The organism is Bacillus sp. PK6-16, from assembly GCF_056530295.1.
Window position 1 is genome coordinate 2,636,444 of sequence record NZ_CP096511.1, and the last position, 22,548, is coordinate 2,658,991.

Here is a 22,548-nt window from a genome sequence, read left to right on the forward strand (position 1 = left end):
TTATTGGAGGGATATAAAATGAATGCAATTCCATATGTAGTGGAACAAACGAAATTAGGAGAACGTTCCTATGATATATATTCAAGGTTATTAAAAGATCGTATTATTATTATCGGTTCAGAAATAAATGATCAAGTAGCGAGTAGTGTCGTAGCTCAATTATTATTTTTAGAAGCAGAAGATGCAGAGAAAGATATATTTTTATACATTAATAGCCCCGGCGGATCAACGACAGCGGGATTTGCTATATTAGATACAATGAATTTAATTAAACCAGATGTGCAAACGCTGTGCATGGGCTTTGCGGCATCATTTGGTGCATTGCTATTATTATCTGGAGCAAAAGGAAAACGGTTTGCGCTCCCTAACAGTGAAATTATGATTCATCAGCCGCTTGGTGGTGCACAAGGGCAAGCAACAGAAATTGAAATAACTGCGAAAAGAATATTAAAGTTAAAGCATGATATTAATAAAATGATTGCAGAAAAAACAGGCCAACCGATTGAAAGAGTAGCACATGATACAGAAAGAGATTATTTTATGACTGCAGAAGAAGCGAAGGAATATGGGATTGTAGATGATGTTGTTACGAAAAAATAAGATGAAAAAGGCTAGAGGATATATTAATTCTCTAGCCTTTTTATTAATCCTTTACCCATTCATCAACTAATGCTTGATTTTTTTTAATCCATTTTCGCGCAGCTTCTTCAGGATCTTTTGTTTTATTTAACATGACCATTAACGTACCGAGCTGTTCATCGTTCATTTTCCATTTATCAAAGTATTTTATGATATCCGGGTGATCTTTTTCGAAACCTTTACGAACGGAGTAATAAATGTCATCTTTTTCACCATATACTTTCTTAGGGTCTTTTAAATATTTTAAGTCAAATTCTGAAAAACCCCAATGCGGATTCCAAAGCGTAACAGCGATTGGTTTCTTTTTTGTATATGCTTTCTTTAGTTCACTCATCATCGCAGCTTCAGAAGATTGGACAAGTTTTAGTTTTATATCATATTCTTTCATTGCTTTATTCGTTAAATTCATAAGACTACTACCGGGTTCGATACCGACAATTTTATTATCTAGTTCATCTTTATGAGCATTTAAATCTTCGATACTGTTTATGTTTTTCATATAAGAAGGGACGACTAAACCTAGTCCAGTACCTTCGTACCATTTTGATTTTAAGACAATATCATCTTTATAACGATCGTTTAGCGGTTTATCTGTAACTGGTAGCCATACTTCTAAATTCGCATCAACATCGCCACGAGCGACACCAGTCCAAATTGCGGCTTTTTCTAAATACATGAGCTCAACTTTGTAGCCTTTTTCTTCTAATAAAACTTTCCACATGTTTGCAGTTGCAATATTTTCTTTCCAACTTGTTACACCAAGTTTAATTTTTCCTTTCGAATTTGCATTTGTTGCATTACATGAAGTGAAAATCATAGTAATAAATAATGCAAGGCATATAAACCAAATTTTTTTTCGCATCGAAAACCTCCTAAGTAACGTTTGCCTTATAAAATAAATGTATAAGTAAGCATTCTTATTATGAACGGAAACGAGAATTTTAAAGAAATCTTATGAATGTCATTTTTATGTAATATTTCTTTGTAAAATCGCAACACTATGTGAATAGATGGGTAGAAAAGGAGTAGTGACATGGATAATACAAAGGTGCGTGTTGAAAACGTAACAAAAGTATTCGGGAAACATCCGCAAAGAGCCCTTTCCTTATTAAAAGAAGGAAAAAGTAAATCGGAAATTTTAAAAGAGACAGGAATGAACGTTGGGGTGAAAAAAGCAACGTTTGAAGTTTACTCTGGAGAGATTTTCGTTATTATGGGTTTGTCTGGTAGCGGGAAATCTACGCTAGTTCGTATGTTAAATCAATTGATTAAACCAACTGCAGGTCATATATACATAGATGGTGAAGACATCGCAACGATGGGAAAAGAAGAGTTACGGAGAGTAAGAAGAACGAAAATGAGTATGGTATTTCAGAAATTCGCTCTATTTCCGCATCGTACAGTTATACAAAATGTTGCATATGGTTTAGAAATACAAGGAGTTCCGGTTGAAGAGCGAGAGAAAAAAGCGTTAGAATCGCTACAGTTAGTAGGACTCGATCATCATAAAGATAATTATCCAAGTCAACTTAGTGGTGGTATGCAGCAGCGCGTTGGAATCGCAAGGGCACTAACGAATAATCCAGATGTATTACTAATGGACGAGTCATTTAGTGCATTAGATCCACTTATTCGAAAAGAAATGCAAGATGAATTGTTAGAGTTACAAGATAAAATGGAAAAAACGATTATATTTATTACGCATGATTTAGATGAAGCGCTTCGAATTGGAGATCGTATCGCATTAATGAAAGATGGAGAAATCGTCCAAATTGGAACGCCAGAAGAAATTATGATGAGCCCCGCAAATGAATTTGTAGAAAAGTTTGTTGCGGACGTGAATTTAGGAAAAGTAATTACGGCTGAGTCTATTTTAAAACGACCAGAAACTTTATTGATTGATCGTGGACCTCGTGTGGCCCTTCAAATTATGAGGAATGCAGGCGTCTCAACTGTATATGTTGTAAACAAAAAGTATGAGTTTTTAGGTATATTAACTGCGGATGATGCGAGTAAAGCAGTACAAAAACAGTGGCCGATTGCTGATTTATTACTTAATGATATTCCGCATGTGTACTTGGATACTTTACTGGAAGAGACATATGCAAAAATGGCAGAGATGAAATATCCGTTACCAGTAATCGATGAGAAGAAAAGGCTAAGAGGAATTATTAAACGTGAAAGTGTCATTCAAGCTCTTGCAGGAAACATTGAGGAAGAGGTGAAAGACGATGAATAGTATACCACGTATTCCATTAGGGGAATGGGTCGACTCATTTGTTGCAAGTTTATATGAGCACTTTGAAGGCTTATTCCGAGGATTCTCTTATATTATTGGTGGATTCGTTGATTTACTCACTAATTTTTTAATAATAATACCTGCCATATTGATGATTATTATCTTGTGTTTCTTCATTTGGTACACAACGAGGAAATTATCTTTAGTCATTTTTACGCTTATTGGATTATTATTCATTTTGAATATTAACTACTGGGCACAAACGATGCAAACATTAGCACTCGTACTTACGTCTGTTATTATTTCAATTATTGTCGGAATTCCAATTGGTATATTAGCATCTCAAAATGAGCGTTTCTCAAAATTTTTAAAGCCAACATTAGATTTTATGCAAACAATGCCGGCATTCGTATACCTCATTCCAGCGATTACATTTTTCGGAGTTGGTGTAGTACCTGGAATTATTGCATCGGTAATCTTTGCAATGCCACCGACAATTCGTTTTACTGACTTAGGAATTAGACAAGTTCCAGAAGATTTAATTGAAGCAGCGAATGCGTTTGGATCCACAGCATCACAAAAACTATTTAAAGTACAATTACCACTTGCAACCGGAACGATTATGGCTGGTGTGAACCAAAGCATTATGCTTTCGTTATCGATGGTTGTAACAGCATCACTTGTAGGAGCTCCAGGGCTTGGAGTTGATGTATATCGCTCTGTAACACAAGTTAATATCGGAATGGGATTTGAAGCTGGATTAGCTATCGTAGTAATCGCAATTATATTAGATCGAATTACACAAGGGTTCCATACGAAAAGAAAATAATGACCAAAAAACACACTTTTATAATACAAAGTGTGTTTTTTATTGTATCTAGATTACATATGAACGATAACAGAACCTCCAGCTGGTGCACAAACTTGGTTTTGGTGTTGTTCCATTGATTTGATGAATTGATTATTTTCCTCGATTAATGAGATTAATTTAGTTAATTGACTTTCAAGACTTGCGATATGATGCATCATATATTGTGAATCATGATGCAATGTATTCCTTGCGGGATGGGGGGAATAAACATACTGTTGATTTATATTTGGATTCCAATGAGGATACATTTGAATTGTTCCTCCTTCAATAAATTACGAAGCTTTCTTATAGTAAATGCCTATGTATAATTAATAGTTACTTGAAAATTTTTCAATATAAAAGGAGTATGTACAGAAAATGGAAAATATTATATGTGAAGTTAAAGTACATTTTTTTGAAATGTTCAAGTGAGATAGTGAATATATTAATACATTCAAGTAAGTGTATGTTGTTTAGCGAGAAATGATGGGAGGAGATGCAATTTTGGCTAAAAATAAAAAAAGAAATGATGCTTTGGCAATAGGTATTGGTATAGGAGTTGTAATCGGTGTATTCCAAGGTTATTTTACAAATAATTTAGTAATCGGAATTGGGATTGCGTTTTTGAAGAAATAATGAGGTTTAAATTCATTTCAAAAATTGCTGTATCAAAAGAGTGAATCTTCGGAATATAAATCCTGTTTTTCCTTTTTTTATGATATTATATATGAAAAGGATGGTGATGAATATGTCAACGAACGATCAAGTAAAACTAAACTGTTTTATTTGTGAAAAGCATAAAGGAAATATTATAGTTCCAGGTGGAGCTATTTACGAAGATGAACTGCTTTACGTTGGACATGTCCACTGGGATAGTGAAGAAACATACTTGGGTTATGTAATGATAGATATAAAAAGGCATGTACCTGGCCTCGCTGAACTAACAGATGAAGAAGCGAAAGCGTTCGGACTTATAACAAGTAGAGTAAGTAAAGCGCTAAAAGAAAGCGAAGGTGCAGAGCATATTTACACTTTTGTTTCAGGGAATGGTGTACCACATATGCATATGCATATCATACCGCGTTATGCAAATACACCAAAAGAGTTTTGGTCACCAACCGAGATACCGAAATGGACCGGCGCACCATATGGTGACGCAGCGAAAATCAAAAAACTATGCGAAAGAATACGAGAGTATATGGTGAGTGAATATGCATACAACAAATAATAGACAACATTCATGGGTTGGAAGTAGAGAAATGTGTTTAGACGAAATTTCGGTAAAGCAATATGGTGATATCGTGCTCGGTGCATATGGTGGGAATATTAGTGCCGGAGCAAAAAAGAACGAAGATGGTGCGTTAGTTTGGTCAAATGGTGATTGGGAATTTGCAGCTATATTAGATGGACATAATAGTGCAGAAAGTGTTGATTTAGTAGTAAATACAATCGAAAAAGAATATGAAAATATAAAAGTAATTTTGAATGAATCAATTAATACAGTGTTTCAATCTATTGAAAATCATATACTGACAATTTTTCAGTCATCTTCATTTAAGGAAAAGTGCAAAAAAATTAAAGGTGAAACAGCTTGCTTACTATGTGTAAGGAAAGAAAATTATATATGGTGGCTTTCTATCGGTGATTGTTTAGTGTATGTATTTCATGAAGAGTTACATAAGTTAGGGCAATATGCATTAAATCAACGTCATTTTTACGAATGGATTGGGAATGTAAACACATTCGATTTACCTGTTCCTTGTTATTCATCAGGTATTCGTGAATTACGTACTGGAAAAAACCGAATTGTAATAGTGACAGATGGAGTATTAGAATGCGGGGAACGCCGATATGAAACACCTGTAAATTTGTATAATGCTATGAATAGAAATGATAAAACACTTAAAGAAAATATTCACAATGTTTTAGAACACGTGCATCATCAGTTGGGACGTGATAGTGCGACAATTATTAGTTGGGACGTAGAAAATAAAAGGAATGCTACGTATCCGAGTGATCAGCCGGAGAAAATGCAAGTAAGAAAATAAAAGGATAGGGTTTTCTGTCAATTATAAAAATAACTCTATTAATTTTATCGGTACTATCTATATTCGTTTTTGAAAAAATAGAAAGAAAAAGGATAAACATCCCGAAACAAAAGGGATGGAAATAGATTGTTGTTATACAATACATAAAACATGTTTTGATAAAACTACTATTAAAGAAGGTAAAGAAAATGAATACATTATCTACATATTAAAAAATATATAATCCACTTTGTTACGAAAACATAATTAATTTAATAGGAGGGAATGCAATGGGCAACTCTACTATTTGGATTATGGTTATTATTATGATAATTGGAGGATATTTTTTAGAAAAGTTTTTAAGAAAAAAACTAAATATGCCAAAGGGCAATGCTTGGATATATAAGCATGTAAATAGTTTACATGTAAAATTAGAAATAGGTCTTTTTATCGTATATCTTATAGTAAGTTTTATTTATCTGTTCAAAGTAGAAAATGCTAATATAGGAATTGCTGTACTTACTTATTTCGGAGCAATTTCCTTATTACGCGTATGGATGGAATGGAAGTATAACAGAGAGACAAAGGAATATATTCTTTCTATAATTGGATTCTTTGCATTTGTTTTTATGGTTTCAATGTTACTTTATTTTGATCCTCTTTCTACATACTAATGTCGTTTTGGTTTTTCATGATGAATATTTAAAAAGAGTAGCTACCATTATTTATCTTGATAGTTACTCTTTATATTTACATCTTCTTAAAGCTTCTCAAAACAAGGTATTCCCACAACTTCCAAGGAAGAATCTTCTTCGTAAAAATCATAAATTTCACACCTTTACCGATTGGATATCGTAAATTTGTACGCTTAGATTCAGCAATTTCAACAATTTTATTAGCAACATCTATCGGATTACCAAATGTATTACTACCGCTATTAATATGTTTTTGTATTTTATCCATATACTCTTTGTAAGGAGATGTTGTATCAGATTGGTTTTCAGCTAGTTGTTTCCCAACCTCCCATATGTTTGTGTTATAAGAACCTGGTTCAATTAAAGCAACATCTATTCCGAAAGGTTTTACTTCTAAGCGAAGCGATTCACTCCAGCCTTCTAATGCATATTTTGAAGATACATAAGGAGATAAACCAGGGAATCCAACTTGACCGCTAATGCTGCTTATATTAATGATTTTTCCACTTCTTTGTTTTCTCATATACGGTAAGACAAGCTGGGTAATTGATATAGCTCCAAATAGGTTTGTTTCAAATTGTTTACGGTATTCCTCTACTGGAATTTCTTCTACAAAGCCGCCATTTGCATATCCTGCATTATTAACAAGAAGGTCTACTTTTTGTATTTCTTTTAAAAATAATTGGAAGTTATGTATAGAATTTTGATCGGTTACATCTAATTGTTGAACTTTTATATTTTGCTGTAAGTTAAGTTGAGTAACTTGAGATATTAAGCGCACTTGTTTTTCAAGGTTTCGCATTGTAGCGATAACTAAATAATTTTTTTTTGCGAGTTCGAGTGTAGTTAATAGTCCAAATCCACTTGAGGCTCCTGTAATTATTGCGATTTTTTTATTCATTTTCCGCCAGCTTTCTTTTTCTTTTATCATAACGAGTTATGATAAGAAAATCTATTATTCTTACATTCAGTATGAAATCAATTTGTATGCAAAAAAGGGGATTATAGGGAATGAGCGTATATAGAGTAGTGTATATTAATATGATAATGAAATGAGGGAAGAAAAATGGTCCATGTGAAAGATGTATTAGCAGATCAGTTATTAGCAAATGCGAATGATCCCAGTTGGTATATGCCATTTTCAGATGCAGTTAAGGATTTATCTGAGAGGGAAGCTTTCTGGAAACCGAATGAAGAGTGTAATAGTATAGCCGAAATCGTACAACATTTACTGTATTGGAACTCTACGTGGCAAACTAGGTATAAAGAATCACATGTTAATGCAGTACCCGCTATAGGAGATAATAATAAAAGTTTTATGCTTTCAGATAATCAAACTTTCGATGAATTACGGGAAAAACTACTAGAAAAACTGCTACAATGGCAAACTCTCATAAATGAAGAAAAGGTTGAAAGTGATGTAGTGGGATTTCCTGTTTCTGCAAAATGGTGGGAAGTGTTAGCGAATGTAACAACTCATAATGCATATCATATTGGGCAAATTATTTACATCCGAAAATTACAGCAGAGCTTTGATAATGAATAAGATAATAGTTCTCAAATTAGGTGAACAAAAGTGGACAAAACGAGACAAATGTCTCATTTTGTCCACTTTTTATTATGAAAGAAAAGCGAAAACCTATTAAAGCAAGGATTAGAATTTGGCACGGTACTTGCAATATAAAAGACGAACAAGAAAATAGGAGGGCTGGACATGTTAAAAACAACTGAAAGTAAAGGGAATGAAATTACGAAAGAACAAGCTCGTTGGATGTACGAAAAAATGTTAGAGATTCGTAAGTTTGAAGATAAGGTGCATGAATTGTTCGCGCAAGGCGTTTTGCCTGGTTTCGTTCATTTATACGCAGGTGAAGAAGCAGTAGCAGTTGGTGTATGTGCCCACTTAACGGATAGTGACAGTATTACAAGTACACATAGAGGTCATGGACATTGTATCGCAAAAGGTTGTGATTTAAATGGTATGATGGCTGAACTTTTCGGGAAAGCGACAGGATTATGTAAAGGTAAAGGCGGTTCCATGCATATTGCCGATTTAGATAAAGGAATGCTTGGTGCGAATGGCATTGTAGGCGGGGGTTTCCCACTTGCTTGCGGTTCAGCATTAACAGCTAAATATAAAGGAACAAAAGATGTAAGTGTTTGCTTCTTCGGTGACGGAGCAAATAATGAAGGAACATTCCATGAAGGGGTTAATTTAGCGGCGATTTGGAAGTTACCAGTTATTTTTATTGCAGAAAATAACGGTTACGGTGAAGCAACTACATTTGAATATGCTTCAAGTTGTGATTCTATCGCTGATCGCGCAAAAGCTTATAATATTCCAGGTGTTCAAGTAGATGGAAAAGATCTTCTAGCTGTATATAAAGCTGCTGCAGAAGCAGTGGAACGTGCGCGTAATGGGGATGGTCCAACAATTATTGAATGTATGACATATCGTAATTATGGTCATTTCGAAGGTGAAGCGCAAACATATAAAACATCAGAAGAAAAAGAAGAACATTTAAATGAAAAAGATGCAATTGTGAATTTCCGTAAGCATTTAATTCATGAAGGTTTATTAACGGAATCTGAACTTGTTGATATGGAAAAAGCAGTAGATGATGCAGTACAAAGATCCATTGAATTTAGTGAAAATAGTCCATACCCAGACGATGAAGAATTATTAAAAGATGTATACGTTTCTTACAAATAAGAGGAGGGTGAAAAATTATGACTAGAACAGTAAGTATGTCAACTGCAATTAATGAAGCGATGAAAATCTCAATGCGTCGTGATGAAAATGTAATTTTAATAGGTGAAGATGTTGCAGGCGGTGCACAAGTTGATCATCTGCAAGATGATGAAGCATGGGGCGGTGTTCTTGGTGTTACGAAAGGACTTGTACAAGAGTTTGGCCGAAATCGTATATTGGATACACCAATTTCTGAAGCGGGTTATATGGGAGCCGCGATGGCAGCTGCTGCAACTGGCTTACGTCCGATAGCTGAGTTAATGTTTAATGATTTTATCGGTAGTTGTCTTGACCAAGTATTAAACCAAGGTGCGAAATTCCGTTATATGTTTGGAGGTAAAGCAAAAGTACCTGTTACAGTACGTACGATGCATGGCGCTGGTTTTAGTGCAGCAGCTCAGCATTCACAAAGTTTGTACGCATTATTTACGAGCATACCAGGTATTAAAGTTGTTGTTCCTTCCACGCCGTATGATGCAAAAGGCTTATTATTAGCAGCAATTGAAGATGATGATCCAGTAATCTTCTTTGAGGATAAAACACTTTACAATATGAAAGGTGAAGTGCCAGAAGGATACTATACAATTCCATTAGGAAAAGCCGATATGAAACGGGAAGGTTCTGATGTAACAATCGTTGCAATCGGAAAGCAAGTTCATACGGCGCTTGCAGCTGCAAAGCAATTATCGAAAAAGGGGCTTGAAGTAGAAGTAATTGATCCACGATCTTTATCACCGCTTGATGAGGATACGATTTTATCATCTGTTGAAAAAACAAATCGTCTTATCGTCATTGATGAAGCAAACCCAAGATGTAGTATGGCAACAGATATTGCGGCAATTGTAGCGGATAAAGGTTTTGATTTGTTAGATGCACCTATTAAACGAATTACAGCACCACACACACCTGTTCCGTTCTCACCGCCACTTGAAAAGTTGTATTTGCCAACGCCAGAAAAAGTAATTGAAACTGTATCAGAAATGATTGGAGACCAATCTTTATTACATGTGTAATAAAACGATGAGAAGGGAGAGAGAAACATGGCTGTAGAAGTTGTAATGCCGAAGTTAGGTATGGCGATGAAAGAAGGTATTATTACGAGCTGGAATATTAAAGCAGGCGATAATGTAGCAAAAGGAGAACTAATTGCTAGTATTAATTCAGAAAAAATTGAAACGGAAATTGAAGCGCCAGCTGATGGTACGGTGCTTGATATAGCTGTAAGTGAAGATGAAGGGGTGCCGCCTGGTACTGTAATTTGCTACATCGGTAAACCGAATGAAAAAGTAGAAATGCAGGAAAGCACACATGTGATAGAAGAAAAAACATTTAATATAGAAGTACAAACTGTACAAAATCAAGAACCAAATGGGAAAGAAGTAGCCAAGCAAAGAATTAAAATTTCACCTGTAGCGAAGAAAATTGCAAAGTCTGAAAATTTGGATATCAAGGTATTAGTTGGTACAGGTCCTGGCGGAAGGATTACAAAGGTAGATGTATTAAAAGCACTTGAGGTAAGAGGAATCGTTCCGGAAATATCTGAACAAGAAGAAAGTAACGTGATTCCTGTTACTGGTATGCGTAAAGCGATCGCAAATCGTATGCACGCAAGCTTACAAAATAGCGCACAATTAACGTTAACGATGAAAGTAGATGTAACAGATTTAGTTGCTTTACATAAAGAAATAGCGAAAGTTGTACAAAAAAGATATGATAATAAATTAACCATTACGGATTTCGTCTCGCGTGCTGCTGTATTAGCACTTGGAGAGCATAAAGAAATGAACAGCGCTTATATAGATGATGCAATTCATCAATTTGAACATGTGCATTTAGGCATGGCAGTCGCATTAGAAAAAGGGTTAATCGTTCCAGCTATTCGCTTTGCAAATAATTTATCTTTAGTAGAATTGTCTAAAGAGATTAAGAATGTGGCACAAAAGGCGCGAGCAGGTAGCTTAAGTAGTGATGATATGCACGGAACGACATTTACAATTAGTAATTTAGGTAGCTTTGGTATTGAATATTTCACACCTGTATTAAATACACCTGAGACTGGCATTTTAGGTATTGGCGCAATTGAACATGTTCCTGTATATAAAGGGAAAAAATTAAAAAAAGGTAGTATGTTACCTTTAAGTTTAACATTCGATCATCGTGTACTAGACGGTGCACCAGCAGCTGCATTTTTACGCACAATTAAACATTATTTAGAAGAACCTATAACAATTCTTTTATAAAGAGAAGGTGAGAGAATGAGTAAACTAGTTGTAATTGGAGGCGGACCAGCTGGATATGTAGCGGCAATTACCGCAGCTCAAAATGGCAAAGGTGTCACTCTTATTGATGAAGCTGAACTTGGCGGAACGTGTTTAAATGTTGGTTGTATGCCTACGAAATCACTGTTAGAAAGTGCTGAAATACATGACATTGTGAGAAAAGCGAATGATTATGGAGTTACGCTTAATACAGGAAGTATATCAATTGATTGGGATCAAATACAAGCGAGAAAATCACAAATCGTAATGCAACTCGTCCAAGGAATACAATATTTAATGAAGAAAAATAAAATTAAAGTTGTAAAAGGAAAAGCGAAATTCGAAACGGATCATCGTGTGCGAGTTGTACAAGGAAATAAAGAAGAAGTAGTTGATGGAGAGAGCTTTATTATCGCATCTGGTTCCGAACCTACAGAATTACCATTCGCTCCGTTCGATGGAAAATGGATTTTAAATAGTAGCCATGCCATGTCTCTTGAGAGTGTACCATCTTCATTGTTAATCGTTGGCGGTGGTGTAATAGGATGTGAGTTTGCAAGTATTTATAGTAGACTTGGCACAAAAGTATCGATAGTTGAAATGGCACCGCAATTACTACCTGGTGAAGATGAAGATATCGCGAATATTTTAAGAGAGAAATTAGAAAAAGATGGTGTGAAAATTTTTACGGGAGCAGTTTTAAAAGGATTAAATAACTATAAGAAGCAAGCTTCATTTGAGTACGAGGGAATTACTCACGAAGTAACTCCAGAATTTGTTCTTGTTTCTGTAGGAAGAAAACCACGAGTGCAACAATTAGGATTAGAAAAGGCAGGGGTTCAGTTTTCAAATAAAGGGATTTCTGTGAATGAACATATGCAAACGAACGTATCGCATATTTACGCAGCTGGTGATGTAATCGGTGGAATTCAGCTTGCTCACGTTGCCTTCCATGAAGGAACGACAGCAGCATTACACGCAAGCGGAGAAGACGTGAAAGTAAATTATCACGCTGTGCCCCGTTGTATATACACAGCTCCAGAAATAGCTAGTGTAGGGTTAAGTGAAAAAGGTGCAAGAGAACAATATGGTGATATTCTCATCGGAGAATTTCCTTTTACAGCGAACGGAAAAGCTCTTATTTTAGGAGAACAAGTAGGTAAAGTAAAAGTCATTGTAGAACCTAAATACCAAGAAATTGTAGGGATTTCTATTATCGGTCCTTATGCAACTGAACTTATTGGTCAAGGAACCGTAATGATTCATACAGAAGTTACCGCTGATATAATGAGAGATTATATTGCAGCACATCCAACTTTATCTGAGGCGATTCATGAAGCGTTAATGCAAGCAGTAGGACATGCTGTACATGCTTAAATAGAAATATGATAAACCACTATTCTCTAAATGAAAGAGAGAATAGTGGTTTGAATTTTTATAGAAGAAATTAAATATCTTATTACTATTTAATTTCAATCGCTGAAGTAATATCGTTCCAATCAGCAGCTAAATTAGCAGTTTTACCGTACCAATCAGCATGTTTAAATAAAACGCCTTTTCCATATCCTTGTGTTGAAGTGTGCTCCCAAAGTGTAGTTGAATAACTTGCAGAAGGTGACGCTGTACTTACAGAAGAAATTCTGTCATTCCAGCTAGATGGTAAGTTTTTAAAGCCGCTACTCCAGTAAATATATTGTCCACCTTTATCTTTATGTTCATAAAAATCAGTACTACCAGCACCGCTACCTAAAGGATTAATTTTATTTTTAATTGCTTTTTTATCCTTTTCAATATACGCATCTAATGTTTCACGGCTAGTAAAACCATAAGCTAGCCAATCTCCATTTTCATTTTGCTCTGGTAATACCATAGTAATTTGGATATCTTTCTTATCCTGCTCACTTAATTTTGCAAATGAATTAACATTTTGTTCATCCACTTTTAAATAATCAAATGACTTAATTGTGTTACTTTTTTCTTCAGCACTTACCGCACCTAGTCCTCCAGTTAGTGCAAAACCCGCTACTAATGTCCCTGCTACTAATTTCTTCAACATATAACCATCCCTTTTTGTTTGAATTTTTGTACAGGTGAATCTTGTACAGCTAAAATGTATTCTAATTTTATAATTTTGTAAACATTCTGAAGTTTTAGAAAAAAATAGGCGGAATATTTACAGTTTTACATTTTTTCTTTAGAAAGAATGGTTATTGGAATGATATAATAAGTAGATATATTGTTTTTACTGGATGTAAAGATGTTTTAGGAGAGGTGTCATTGAAATATTTTACAAGAGATTGGTATAAAGAAATGCAAGTTTTAGAATTTGTAAGTTTTATAGATTCTATAAAAGAATGGTCGGAAATGGATATAGAAAGTTTAAAGGAGGAAATTGAGAAAAGGAAAATAGATTTATTAAAGTTCCTTCCTGAATCGATATACTCAATTATACAAAACATCACAACTAATTCAGAATACCCATCAGGTGAACTGAAAAAACGTATGCGAAAGTGGTCAACAGATTATGAGAAAAGAGCGGCACAATTAGATCAATCATACGTAGAATATTTTAATTCCATTGAGAAAAAACTTCCGTCAAATGTCGTTCAGTTACACAAGACATCATTACACGACAGTGTAATTAAAGTAGTAAAGAGAAAGTCAGAAGATACTTTGTCTATCGTATTAGATTGCAGTGGTACTTTTAGTGAATTTGATAAATTTGAAGTAACCTTTATAGGAGTAACAAAGTGTTCTATGCCGGAAAACTTTGAAAATGCTTGGTGGTTATATCATGAAATAGCTCTTACTGAAGATGGTTTTGAACTAGGTGTTTTATTCGACTGTCCATTTAGAGAAGTGACGATTTGTGCGACAGATGTATTACTTGTGAAGAAATAATTTTTTATGGAGCATTACAAACGTTTGACATAATAAAAAAATAAAGTTATTGTAGATACATGAAGTCTACAATAGGGGCTGTACTATGAAATATTCTAAAGCTACAAATTATGCTCTTCATACAATGCTTTTTCTGGCAAAGGCTACACCAAATAAGTTAGTTAGTGTTCACCAATTAGCAGAAATGCAAAATGTTTCACCAACGTACTTGTCTAAAATACTAACTAAGTTGACGAAGGAAGGGATGATACATTCATCATCTGGTCCAAAGGGCGGTTACTCGCTTAGTAAGAATTGGGAAGATATTTCATTTTTAGATATTATACATGCAATTGAAGGTAAAACATCATTGTTTGAATGTTGTTTACATGACAAACCTGGATGTTTAATTAATGAAGTAATGCTTGCAGCAGAAGAGAAAATGGAAGAAGAGTTACGAAATCAAAAAATCGTAGATCTTGCGAAAAAAATAAAAGTGGATTTTTAATCTGCTTTTATTTTTAAATTAATTAAGGATAAAAAGACTCTTTGATATCTTTAATTGTAGTTAGAAAATGATATGAAGAAGGAGAGAAGATGATGACTAAATTTTGGAATGATCGATATAAATCAGATGAATATTTTTACGGGGAAGAACCTAATACATTTATTAAAGAACAAGCATTTCGTTTAGCAAATCACGATAAAGTAATAGCTTTTGCGGAGGGAGAAGGTAGAAATGCTGTATTTCTAGCAAGACAAGGGAACGAAGTAACAGCTATTGATTATTCGGAAGATGGATTAGAGAAGACAAAAAAATTGGCAGAGAAGCATAACGTAAACGTGCATACAAAAAAAGTAGATTTATTAGCTGATAGTTTGCCAGAAAATGAATATGATGCAGCAATTATGGTATTTGGACATTTTCATGATGATTATAAAAAAATGATATTAGGTAAAATGATACAAACGATAAAGCCTGGTGGTTTAATTATGTTTGAAGTTTACTCAAAAAAACAAATAAACTATGGTACTGGTGGACCAAAAGATGTTGATATGCTGTATGATCCAATTGATATCCTTACTTGGTGTGAAGAACATAAGGTAATTCATTTCTTTAATGGCGAACAAGAGCGAATTGAAGGGAAAGGGCACACTGGTTTAGCTGATGTTATTCAAGTTGTTATTAGAAAATGAATATAAGTGTTAATGAAAGTTAAATGTATGAATGTAAAAGACCAGTCATGTAAGACTGGTCTTTCTATTTAGATACTAAATTATCAAGCTTCCAATATGTATCTGTTAACGGCGCTGCTTTGCTATCTATGTATAAATACATATTATTTAAATCTTTTGGTGAAGTTTTCATATTAAATTCAATGTCAGTAGTTAAAGAAAATTCAGATGGAATTTTTTTAGCATTTTCATTTTGTATAACTTTACCTTCGTATTTTTCACCCGTTTTGTCATCTTTTATGAAATATTTTATTTCTGAAAGATCTATCGTTTGTCCGTCAACACGAGCGTTATTTATAGTAACGCGAGCTGTGAGACGCCACTCTTTGTCTATTTTTTCGAATTTAGCATTTTCAACAGTTGCTCTATAGTATTCGTTTTTAAATATTTCCCCATAGTGCATTGCATTCTTTTCGAGAGCGCTCTTTTCTTGTTTTGATGTAGTATTGCTATTACATCCTGTTAATATTCCAGTAAATAATAATGCTGTACATGTCGTTTTGATTAATGGTTTCATAGTAATCCCTTTCTGTATTAAAAAGTAAAACATAGGAATAATTTTACATCAATAGGAAGATGAATGGAAGTATTTTTTGTAATATACAGATATATATTTATTCGGTTGTCAAGTTAACAGGATAGAAAGAGGGAGAAGACTGTATAAAACGGAATAAATAAGAATTGAAAATATTGTAAAACGGAAGAGGCATGCATATAATTAAAATAAAGTTTAAGTTTCTGAATCTTCAATAACGGTGGTGATAACATGTTTACTGAAGAACGTCGAGAGAAAATTTTAGAACTACTTAATACAGATGGAAGAGTAATCGCAAAGGATCTTGCGGAAAGATTTGATATGTCTATTGATTCTATAAGAAGAGATTTGTCTATTATGGAAAAGGATGGTTTATTAAAAAGAACGCACGGAGGTGCAATTGAACTTACGCGAGTGAGAAATTTAGCTGCGGAACCAGCTAAACGTTATAGTGATAGCTCAATATATGAGGACACAATTGCAAGAGTTGCGGTATCTTATATACAAGAAGGTGATTCAATTTTTATTGGTGGGGCTTCCGTTCATAATGCGATGCTGAAATATTTACCAGAAGTATCATTTACGGTTATTACGAATTCTATAGAAATAGCTGGTTATCTACGAGAATATAAGAATATTGATACGTATTTAATTGGCGGAAAAGTAAAACCTTCAGGGAATATTACTGATACACTTGCCTCTGAATTGATAAGTAGATTTTCTATTGATCTTTATTTCTCTACAGGTGGAGGCATTTCATTACAAGGTATTAGTACTGCAACACCTGAAGTTGCTTATTTTAGTAAAAGAGTAAGTGAAATTGCTAGAAGAAATATTTGTTTAGTTCCGCATAATAAACTTGGAATAGATTGTTTTATAAGAGGAGAGTCTCTAAAAGAAATTGACATTATTATAACTGACGAAGAGGCTAGTAAAGAAACTGTTCAGGACTTTGAGAAACAAGGTAAACAAGTTGTAATAGCGCCATTATATTCATTTGAAAGGAGTTTGACATGATTGTAAAAGAGCAAGAGTTTTATATAAATGGATTAACTTATACAATTCGTTCTGCAGCTGAGAAAGATGCTGAGCAGTTATCGAAAATTAGAGTTCAGATTGATGGAGAAACTGAAAATATGGATAGAGATGCTGGAGAGGGATTTATAGATGACCTAGGGTTTCAAAAAATAATAAAAACAGATAGTGAAGAAACGAAGAATCTCTTTTTAGTTGTAGAAGTGCACAATCGAATTGTTGGATTTTCAAGATGTGAAGGATCAAATTTTAAGAGATTATCTCATAAAGTGGAGTTTGGCGTTTGCATTTTAAAAGAGTTTTGGGGATATAGAATGGGGAAGAGCCTATTACAACAATCTATTAAATGGGCTGACGAAAATGCAGTGAATAAAATATCTTTACAAGTATTAGAGACAAACGAGAAAGCTATTCATCTTTATAAAAAATTAGGTTTTGAAGTAGAAGGCATTTTGAAAAATGACAAAAGACTATCGGATGGAAAGTATTATAATACGGTAGTGATGGGAAGGTTTACTGATACTTTTCATAAAAGAGGTGAAGAAGTATGTTTTATAGAAGGAAGTACTATGTAGTGAAAAATGAATTTATAGAAGTATTTAATGATCATTTCAATAATACGAACTTACCTAATCAATTAAAGCATGGTTCTAGGCTAATAGGACGCTGGATGAAAGATAATAAGAATGGTACGTATGAAGTATTTGCCATATGGGAATATGATAGTTATGAACAGTATAATGAAATAGAATCGAAAATTAGAAGTGACGAGAGGCATATTAAAAGAATACATGAATGGTATGAAAACCATGGCGGGAAAGAATATGTTTTACAGGAGTACATAGTAGAGATGAAAAATGAAGAGTTAGTATGTACTGTAAAGTAACAGAGGGGTGAGGGATAATAGAAATTAAAACAAAATTATATTTTAGTTTAGCATCCGCTATTTTATTTGCAATAGCCGTGATTGTTTTCTTTATAAATGGTAATCCACAAAAGTGGTTTTGGTTATGTATTTTCTTTGCGTCCATTATACAAAATATAGTGCTACTAAAAAAGAATAAAGAAGTGCATTAGGATATTCAAATTATTAACATATTTGTGTCGTATTGCTAGTTGTATTGAAAACGCTTTTATTCAGTTTTATAATAAAAGTATGTTTTATAAATCTCCAAAACAATTAAAAGGGAGATGATACAATGTTAGCTTCACCGTTTTACTTACATACATGGAAAAAGTTTGTTAATGAAGGTGTTCTTGATTCAAATCGCATAAATCAAAGAATTTCAGAATCGTGGCATCGATGTAAACAGGCTAATGTTAATCCTCATATGAATAAAGGTCAGAAAGTTTTGTCTTCTAATATTTTTCGAGAACAAAAGAAAAAGAGTGAAATTTTCCTTGATATAGCATTACCCCAAATACAAAATATGAGAAAAACCATTGATGAACTACAAATGATGGCATTATTAATCGATCCAGATGGTTATGTCCTATCCTTAAGTGGAAATAAACAAACGTTAAAGCGAGCGAAACATATTAATTTTATTGAAGGTGTAAAATGGACGGAAGCAGCTGTGGGGACAAACGCAATAGGAACAGCGCTAGAAATTGAAGAAGCTATTATGATAAGTGGTACTGAACATTACTCCGTGGTATCTCATAGCTGGAGTTGTGCGGCTGCTCCCATTCATAACGATGACGGGAAATTAATTGGTATTCTAGATTTCTCCTGTCCAATTGAATTTTCGCATCCATATATGCTCGGTATGGTAACTTCAATTGCACATGCGATTGAACGTGAATGTAGCATAAGAGTTCATCAAAATGAATTACACTTAATCCATCGTTTTTTAGATGTCATTGATAGTGATGAACAAGTAGTTATTTGTAATCATCGTGATGTTATCGTTTCTGCGAGTAAGAGCGTTCGGGAACGAGTAACTAATTGGTCAAGAATGAAACTTGAAGATTTAGTGCACCATGGATTGGAAACTAAATTAGAGATACCGGTATATAGTAATGAAAGAATGATCGGGAAATGTATGTATTTAAAGGAAAACAAACAAATGAATACATATTCTGCTTTCACATTTATAAAAGGAATTACTTTTCCAGGAGTTACCGGGACAAGTAAAGCATTTCAACACACACTAGAAGAAATTAAGCTTGTTTCACCGACTGATGCTAGTGTGTATGTATGTGGTGAGACAGGAGTAGGAAAGGAATATGTCGCGAGAGCGATTCATGAAAATAGTCCAAGAAAAGACGAACCCTTTATAGCTGTTAACTGCGGTTCTTTGCCTAAAGAATTAATGGAAAGTGAATTGTTCGGTTATGCTGAAGGTGCGTTTACAGGTGCGCGACGTCAAGGATATAAAGGGAAATTTGAACAAGCGAATGGAGGAACACTGTTTTTAGATGAAATTGGCGAAGTACCACCAGAGATGCAAGTAGCCTTATTGCGTGTTTTACAAGAACGCACAATAACTCCAATAGGAAGTTCAAAAGAGGTACCAGTAAATATTCGTATTATTACTGCCACACATAAAGATTTACTAAGGTTAGTAGAAGAAGGGAAATTCCGTCAAGATTTATATTATCGTTTGCACGTTTATCCGTTATATGTTCCATCGTTAATAGAAAGAAAAGAGGATATCCCATATTTTATACAACACTTTTGCGAACGGAAGAATTGGAATGTTGTATTTCCAAAGAGTATATACAATCAATTTTTACAACATACATGGCCCGGAAATATTCGGGAACTAGTAAATGTATTAGAACGTATTTACATTTTGTCGCAAGGACGGGAAATATGCGAAAAGCAAGTCGCTTTTTTGATACAAACAATGACGGGAAATCAACAACAACTTGAGTTACAAGTTGAAAATAAAACAGAACATACATTGAATTTTCGCGAAAAAATACAGCGTGATAGCATGATTGAAGCGTTAGAAAAGACGAACGGAAATGTTTCGTTAGCCGCAAAACTGTTAAATGTTCCTCGAAGTACATTTTATAAACGAATGCAGAAATATAAGCTATAAAGTAGATTTTTGTAATCTACTTTTTCTTTGTGGGCTCATGTTCTGTCGGAATGTGCGCTTACCGGGGAAATAATAGAATTGTTAGAAAATAATTCCCGGAAGGGGGACTTATGTGAAGTATATTGAAATTGGCTTCGGAAATAGGTGGTTCGTTCGAACAGAAACCGAAAATAAAGATGGAACTGAATTTGAAGAACGAGGAATTATAAAACCTATTTATTTTGAGTCACTATATGTACGAATGTGGTTTCGGAAAACGTGTTTAATTTTTGATACGAAAGAAGGATTTAAAAAGATTAAGAAGAAGAGGATTGAATATAAATTTATAGTTGGAATTGTAAGTAGACTGAATAAAGAAAAAGTGTGCTAACATACATAGTTATATTGGCCAGGAAATTCTATTGACTTATATCAAACTCATAAAAAGTAATTTTACTAAATATAAATTGTTAATAAACCACTAAGGAAACTTAGTGGCTTCTTTTTTTATAGGAAGGATTTTCATATGAATAGGATCTTAACGATTGTACTTGCAATTATTGTAATGGGGTATTCCATTTATAGTTGGAATGATGTTTCGGAACAGAGTATGCTAATTTTACAAACGCTTATAGGGATTATGTTAGTTAGTTTAGGAGTGCAAAATTTTAAAAATAAAGAAAATAAAAGTATGGGCATCGCTTGACTACTCGTTGCGTTATATTTAATTGTTGTATTGTTAGTAAAACATTTTGCATGAATAAGTATTTAAATTATTTATTCATGATTTTCTTATTACGAAAAACATTCTCGCAATAAAAGTTAAAATTCCACTTGTATTTCACTATATAAAATATGGCATAATGATTTAGTTAAACAGAAATGGATAGGGTATTTGAGAGGGGCAGTATAATGAGTTTTGCAATTGAAATAGTAATAAAAGCACCAATGGATATTGTATGTGACTATATAATAGAAGATGAAAAAATAAAAGAATGGAATACGTTTATAATAGAAAATCGCTATCCTTCAAATATGGATAAAGAGAATCCACGTGTAGGAGATAAATATATTACTGTTCAAAAAGTCGGCAAGAAAATATTCGAGGCTGAAGTAGAAATCCTTGAATACGATGTACCGCATATTATTTCACTTGGTAGTGAAATGAAGCAAGGATATTCAGCAATGACTTATATGTTAGAAGAAGATGAGGAAGGTACAGCACTAACATTAATTTCAGAATATGAACCTAGTAATTTTTATTATAAAATGATGTATAAGTTAACAGGCTGGATATCACGAGGTTTAACTATGGAACAAATGGAGCGTCTAGCAGAATGTGTAGAAGCTGCTTATCATAAAGAAGATTAATATTAAAAATATATTAAGGTAAAAGCGTTACTCAATCTCATGAGTAACGCTTTTACTGTTTGAAGATTTTTCATTGAAAATCTCAATAGCTCTTTCATATATTTCTTTATCAACACAAAATCTTTCTGTTATCCAATAATTAAGTTCAGAAGATGTAATGATTTGTTCTCTTTTCTTACCTTGGAAATATTGTTTTAAAACATTATCATTTATAGAAGTCGGAATGCCATCGATATAACCGAAAATCTGAATTTTAGCACTACCATACCCAGATCATATATTTTTATAGATGTAAAATAACACACCTTACTTATTGAAGGTGTGCTATTTATATAACCCGGTCGTATACATCTCCGTTAACGTATACACAATTTCCTCTAAGTTAATCTTTTTGTCATTTTGCGTAATAGTCCAAAGAAACGATTCATTCATCGCGAACCAACCGCGTGCTACAATCTCTTTATTTAAATTAGGTTGTGCTAATCCACTTTCTTGAGAGTAAGTAATATCCTGTTTAATGCTTGTTATAAAACGTTCCCGAATCTCATCCCATTTTTGCCGTATTTCTCTTGATAATCCTATCGCTTCCTCTACAACTTGCAAAATAGCGCGTTCTTCATCTGCTAATTGCAGAAATGCTCTAACTTGATTTTGGATCATTATACGTGCTTCCTCTTTTGTTTGTGGAGAAAAAGAGCGCTCAGCAATATTATAAAATTGATTCATAACATCTTCCATTAAACTAATTAGGAGATCATCTTTGTTTTTGAAGTATACATATGCTGTTCCGTAACCAGTTTCTGCATGTTTAATAATTTGTGTAATTGTCGTTTTTTGAAATCCATTATTTATAAAAATAGTGTAACCAGAGTGTAATAGTTTCTTCTTCGTTTCTAAGGAGCGGTGTTTTCTTGATGAAAGAGTAGAGTTTTTCAAAGAATCACCTCTTTATACTGAAATATCTGAAAATATAACTGTATTGTAAAAGAAGTTCATATATAA

28 protein-coding genes and 1 pseudogene are annotated in these 22,548 nt (G+C 33.6%); 22 read left to right on the forward strand and 7 right to left on the reverse strand.

The genetic code is table 11. The annotated features are described in order from the left end of the window. Positions 1-18 precede the first annotated feature (18 nt). Positions 19-600 carry an ATP-dependent Clp endopeptidase proteolytic subunit ClpP gene (gene clpP / locus M1D66_RS13570; protein ID WP_000991612.1) on the forward strand — a complete coding sequence of 194 codons (582 nt, stop codon included), beginning with the start codon at positions 19-21 and terminating at the stop codon, positions 598-600. Positions 601-643: 43 nt separating this feature from the next. On the opposite strand, the gene M1D66_RS13575 is transcribed toward clpP, so the two are convergent. After that, positions 644-1,501, reverse strand: a complete 858-nt coding sequence (locus tag M1D66_RS13575) for a glycine betaine ABC transporter substrate-binding protein (RefSeq protein WP_001227614.1) — start codon at positions 1,499-1,501, stop codon at positions 644-646. Between the two features lie 171 nt (positions 1,502-1,672). On the opposite strand from M1D66_RS13575, the gene M1D66_RS13580 reads away from it, so the two are divergent. Beyond that, positions 1,673-2,878 (forward strand): quaternary amine ABC transporter ATP-binding protein, encoded by a 1,206-nt coding sequence (locus M1D66_RS13580; RefSeq protein ID WP_000370606.1) that lies wholly within the window; start codon positions 1,673-1,675, stop codon positions 2,876-2,878. Beyond that, a complete protein-coding gene (locus tag M1D66_RS13585) occupies positions 2,871-3,707 on the forward strand; it encodes an ABC transporter permease (protein ID WP_134207500.1) in 837 nt (278 codons plus the stop codon). Before M1D66_RS13580 ends, M1D66_RS13585 begins: the two co-directional genes overlap by 8 nt. 53 nt (positions 3,708-3,760) lie before the next feature. On the opposite strand, the gene M1D66_RS13590 is transcribed toward M1D66_RS13585, so the two are convergent. After that, entirely contained in the window at positions 3,761-3,997 is a 237-nt protein-coding gene (locus M1D66_RS13590; protein WP_242554502.1) for a hypothetical protein, read from the reverse strand. Positions 3,998-4,214: 217 nt separating this feature from the next. On the opposite strand from M1D66_RS13590, the gene M1D66_RS13595 reads away from it, so the two are divergent. From M1D66_RS13595 to M1D66_RS13610, 4 genes are all read left to right on the forward strand, one after another. Beyond that, a complete protein-coding gene (locus M1D66_RS13595) occupies positions 4,215-4,364 on the forward strand; it encodes a glycine zipper domain-containing protein (protein WP_242554503.1) in 150 nt (49 codons plus the stop codon). A 100-nt stretch (positions 4,365-4,464) separates the two neighbouring features. Next, on the forward strand, positions 4,465-4,956 hold the full coding sequence (locus tag M1D66_RS13600) for an HIT family protein (RefSeq protein WP_242284659.1): 492 nt from the start codon (positions 4,465-4,467) through the stop codon (positions 4,954-4,956). Next, positions 4,940-5,776 carry a PP2C family serine/threonine-protein phosphatase gene (locus tag M1D66_RS13605; RefSeq protein ID WP_006924306.1) on the forward strand — a complete coding sequence of 279 codons (837 nt, stop codon included), beginning with the start codon at positions 4,940-4,942 and terminating at the stop codon, positions 5,774-5,776. The genes M1D66_RS13600 and M1D66_RS13605 overlap by 17 nt, the downstream gene beginning before the upstream one ends. A gap of 269 nt (positions 5,777-6,045) precedes the next feature. Continuing rightward, complete coding sequence (locus M1D66_RS13610; protein WP_086388219.1) at positions 6,046-6,429, forward strand: DUF4181 domain-containing protein; 384 nt, start codon at positions 6,046-6,048, stop codon at positions 6,427-6,429. Between the two features lie 76 nt (positions 6,430-6,505). Here the strand turns inward: M1D66_RS13610 and M1D66_RS13615 are convergent, their stop codons facing one another. Beyond that, positions 6,506-7,351 carry an oxidoreductase gene (locus tag M1D66_RS13615; protein WP_242554504.1) on the reverse strand — a complete coding sequence of 282 codons (846 nt, stop codon included), beginning with the start codon at positions 7,349-7,351 and terminating at the stop codon, positions 6,506-6,508. Positions 7,352-7,516: 165 nt separating this feature from the next. Here M1D66_RS13615 and M1D66_RS13620 point away from each other — a divergent pair, with 165 nt between their 5' ends. From M1D66_RS13620 to lpdA, 5 genes are all read left to right on the forward strand, one after another. Then, complete coding sequence (locus M1D66_RS13620; RefSeq protein ID WP_006924308.1) at positions 7,517-7,996, forward strand: DinB family protein; 480 nt, start codon at positions 7,517-7,519, stop codon at positions 7,994-7,996. A 168-nt stretch (positions 7,997-8,164) separates the two neighbouring features. Beyond that, positions 8,165-9,163, forward strand: coding sequence for an acetoin:2,6-dichlorophenolindophenol oxidoreductase subunit alpha (acoA, locus tag M1D66_RS13625; protein ID WP_000921275.1), 999 nt, complete (start codon positions 8,165-8,167; stop codon positions 9,161-9,163). 17 nt (positions 9,164-9,180) lie between these two features. Beyond that, on the forward strand, positions 9,181-10,215 hold the full coding sequence (gene acoB, locus M1D66_RS13630) for an acetoin:2,6-dichlorophenolindophenol oxidoreductase subunit beta (protein WP_000198906.1): 1,035 nt from the start codon (positions 9,181-9,183) through the stop codon (positions 10,213-10,215). Positions 10,216-10,242: 27 nt separating this feature from the next. Continuing rightward, on the forward strand, positions 10,243-11,442 hold the full coding sequence (locus M1D66_RS13635; RefSeq protein WP_000257761.1) for a dihydrolipoamide acetyltransferase family protein: 1,200 nt from the start codon (positions 10,243-10,245) through the stop codon (positions 11,440-11,442). Between the two features lie 15 nt (positions 11,443-11,457). Continuing rightward, complete coding sequence (gene lpdA / locus M1D66_RS13640; protein WP_000041216.1) at positions 11,458-12,837, forward strand: dihydrolipoyl dehydrogenase; 1,380 nt, start codon at positions 11,458-11,460, stop codon at positions 12,835-12,837. A gap of 85 nt (positions 12,838-12,922) precedes the next feature. Here the strand turns inward: lpdA and M1D66_RS13645 are convergent, their stop codons facing one another. Next, positions 12,923-13,516 (reverse strand): hypothetical protein, encoded by a 594-nt coding sequence (locus M1D66_RS13645; protein ID WP_000914443.1) that lies wholly within the window; start codon positions 13,514-13,516, stop codon positions 12,923-12,925. 221 nt (positions 13,517-13,737) lie between these two features. Here M1D66_RS13645 and M1D66_RS13650 point away from each other — a divergent pair, with 221 nt between their 5' ends. The 3 genes from M1D66_RS13650 to M1D66_RS13660 all read left to right on the forward strand — a co-directional run bounded on the left by M1D66_RS13650 (position 13,738) and on the right by M1D66_RS13660 (position 15,537). After that, on the forward strand, positions 13,738-14,361 hold the full coding sequence (locus M1D66_RS13650; RefSeq protein WP_000873441.1) for a DUF4085 domain-containing protein: 624 nt from the start codon (positions 13,738-13,740) through the stop codon (positions 14,359-14,361). An 85-nt stretch (positions 14,362-14,446) separates the two neighbouring features. Next, positions 14,447-14,848, forward strand: coding sequence for an Rrf2 family transcriptional regulator (locus M1D66_RS13655; RefSeq protein ID WP_000877650.1), 402 nt, complete (start codon positions 14,447-14,449; stop codon positions 14,846-14,848). Between the two features lie 89 nt (positions 14,849-14,937). Continuing rightward, positions 14,938-15,537, forward strand: coding sequence for a class I SAM-dependent methyltransferase (locus M1D66_RS13660; protein ID WP_002178251.1), 600 nt, complete (start codon positions 14,938-14,940; stop codon positions 15,535-15,537). 64 nt (positions 15,538-15,601) lie between these two features. On the opposite strand, the gene M1D66_RS13665 is transcribed toward M1D66_RS13660, so the two are convergent. After that, positions 15,602-16,093: a hypothetical protein gene (locus M1D66_RS13665; RefSeq protein ID WP_000803253.1), complete on the reverse strand. Its 492-nt coding sequence runs from the start codon at positions 16,091-16,093 to the stop codon at positions 15,602-15,604. 249 nt (positions 16,094-16,342) lie between these two features. Here M1D66_RS13665 and M1D66_RS13670 point away from each other — a divergent pair, with 249 nt between their 5' ends. From M1D66_RS13670 to M1D66_RS13700, 7 genes are all read left to right on the forward strand, one after another. Further along, positions 16,343-17,128: a DeoR/GlpR family DNA-binding transcription regulator gene (locus M1D66_RS13670; RefSeq protein WP_006924315.1), complete on the forward strand. Its 786-nt coding sequence runs from the start codon at positions 16,343-16,345 to the stop codon at positions 17,126-17,128. After that, positions 17,125-17,721, forward strand: a complete 597-nt coding sequence (locus M1D66_RS13675; RefSeq protein ID WP_242554505.1) for a GNAT family N-acetyltransferase — start codon at positions 17,125-17,127, stop codon at positions 17,719-17,721. Before M1D66_RS13670 ends, M1D66_RS13675 begins: the two co-directional genes overlap by 4 nt. Then, the gene (locus tag M1D66_RS13680; protein WP_025687589.1) at positions 17,694-18,032 is read left to right on the forward strand and encodes an NIPSNAP family protein; all 339 of its coding nucleotides are present in this window, start codon (positions 17,694-17,696) and stop codon (positions 18,030-18,032) included. The genes M1D66_RS13675 and M1D66_RS13680 overlap by 28 nt, the downstream gene beginning before the upstream one ends. A 313-nt stretch (positions 18,033-18,345) precedes the next feature. Then, positions 18,346-20,196: a sigma-54-dependent Fis family transcriptional regulator gene (locus M1D66_RS13685; RefSeq protein ID WP_242554506.1), complete on the forward strand. Its 1,851-nt coding sequence runs from the start codon at positions 18,346-18,348 to the stop codon at positions 20,194-20,196. 112 nt (positions 20,197-20,308) lie between these two features. Further along, the gene (locus tag M1D66_RS13690; protein ID WP_000873828.1) at positions 20,309-20,566 is read left to right on the forward strand and encodes a DUF3977 family protein; all 258 of its coding nucleotides are present in this window, start codon (positions 20,309-20,311) and stop codon (positions 20,564-20,566) included. A 135-nt stretch (positions 20,567-20,701) separates the two neighbouring features. Further along, positions 20,702-20,881 carry a DUF3953 domain-containing protein gene (locus tag M1D66_RS13695; protein ID WP_001079915.1) on the forward strand — a complete coding sequence of 60 codons (180 nt, stop codon included), beginning with the start codon at positions 20,702-20,704 and terminating at the stop codon, positions 20,879-20,881. 206 nt (positions 20,882-21,087) lie between these two features. After that, positions 21,088-21,546, forward strand: coding sequence for an SRPBCC family protein (locus M1D66_RS13700; protein WP_000006416.1), 459 nt, complete (start codon positions 21,088-21,090; stop codon positions 21,544-21,546). A gap of 27 nt (positions 21,547-21,573) precedes the next feature. Here the strand turns inward: M1D66_RS13700 and M1D66_RS13705 are convergent. Both M1D66_RS13705 and M1D66_RS13710 read right to left on the reverse strand, forming a co-directional pair. Beyond that, positions 21,574-21,801, reverse strand: a pseudogene (locus M1D66_RS13705) (hypothetical protein); the annotation flags it as partial. A 69-nt stretch (positions 21,802-21,870) separates the two neighbouring features. Beyond that, on the reverse strand, positions 21,871-22,482 hold the full coding sequence (locus M1D66_RS13710; protein WP_000798537.1) for a TetR/AcrR family transcriptional regulator: 612 nt from the start codon (positions 22,480-22,482) through the stop codon (positions 21,871-21,873). Positions 22,483-22,548 lie beyond the last annotated feature (66 nt).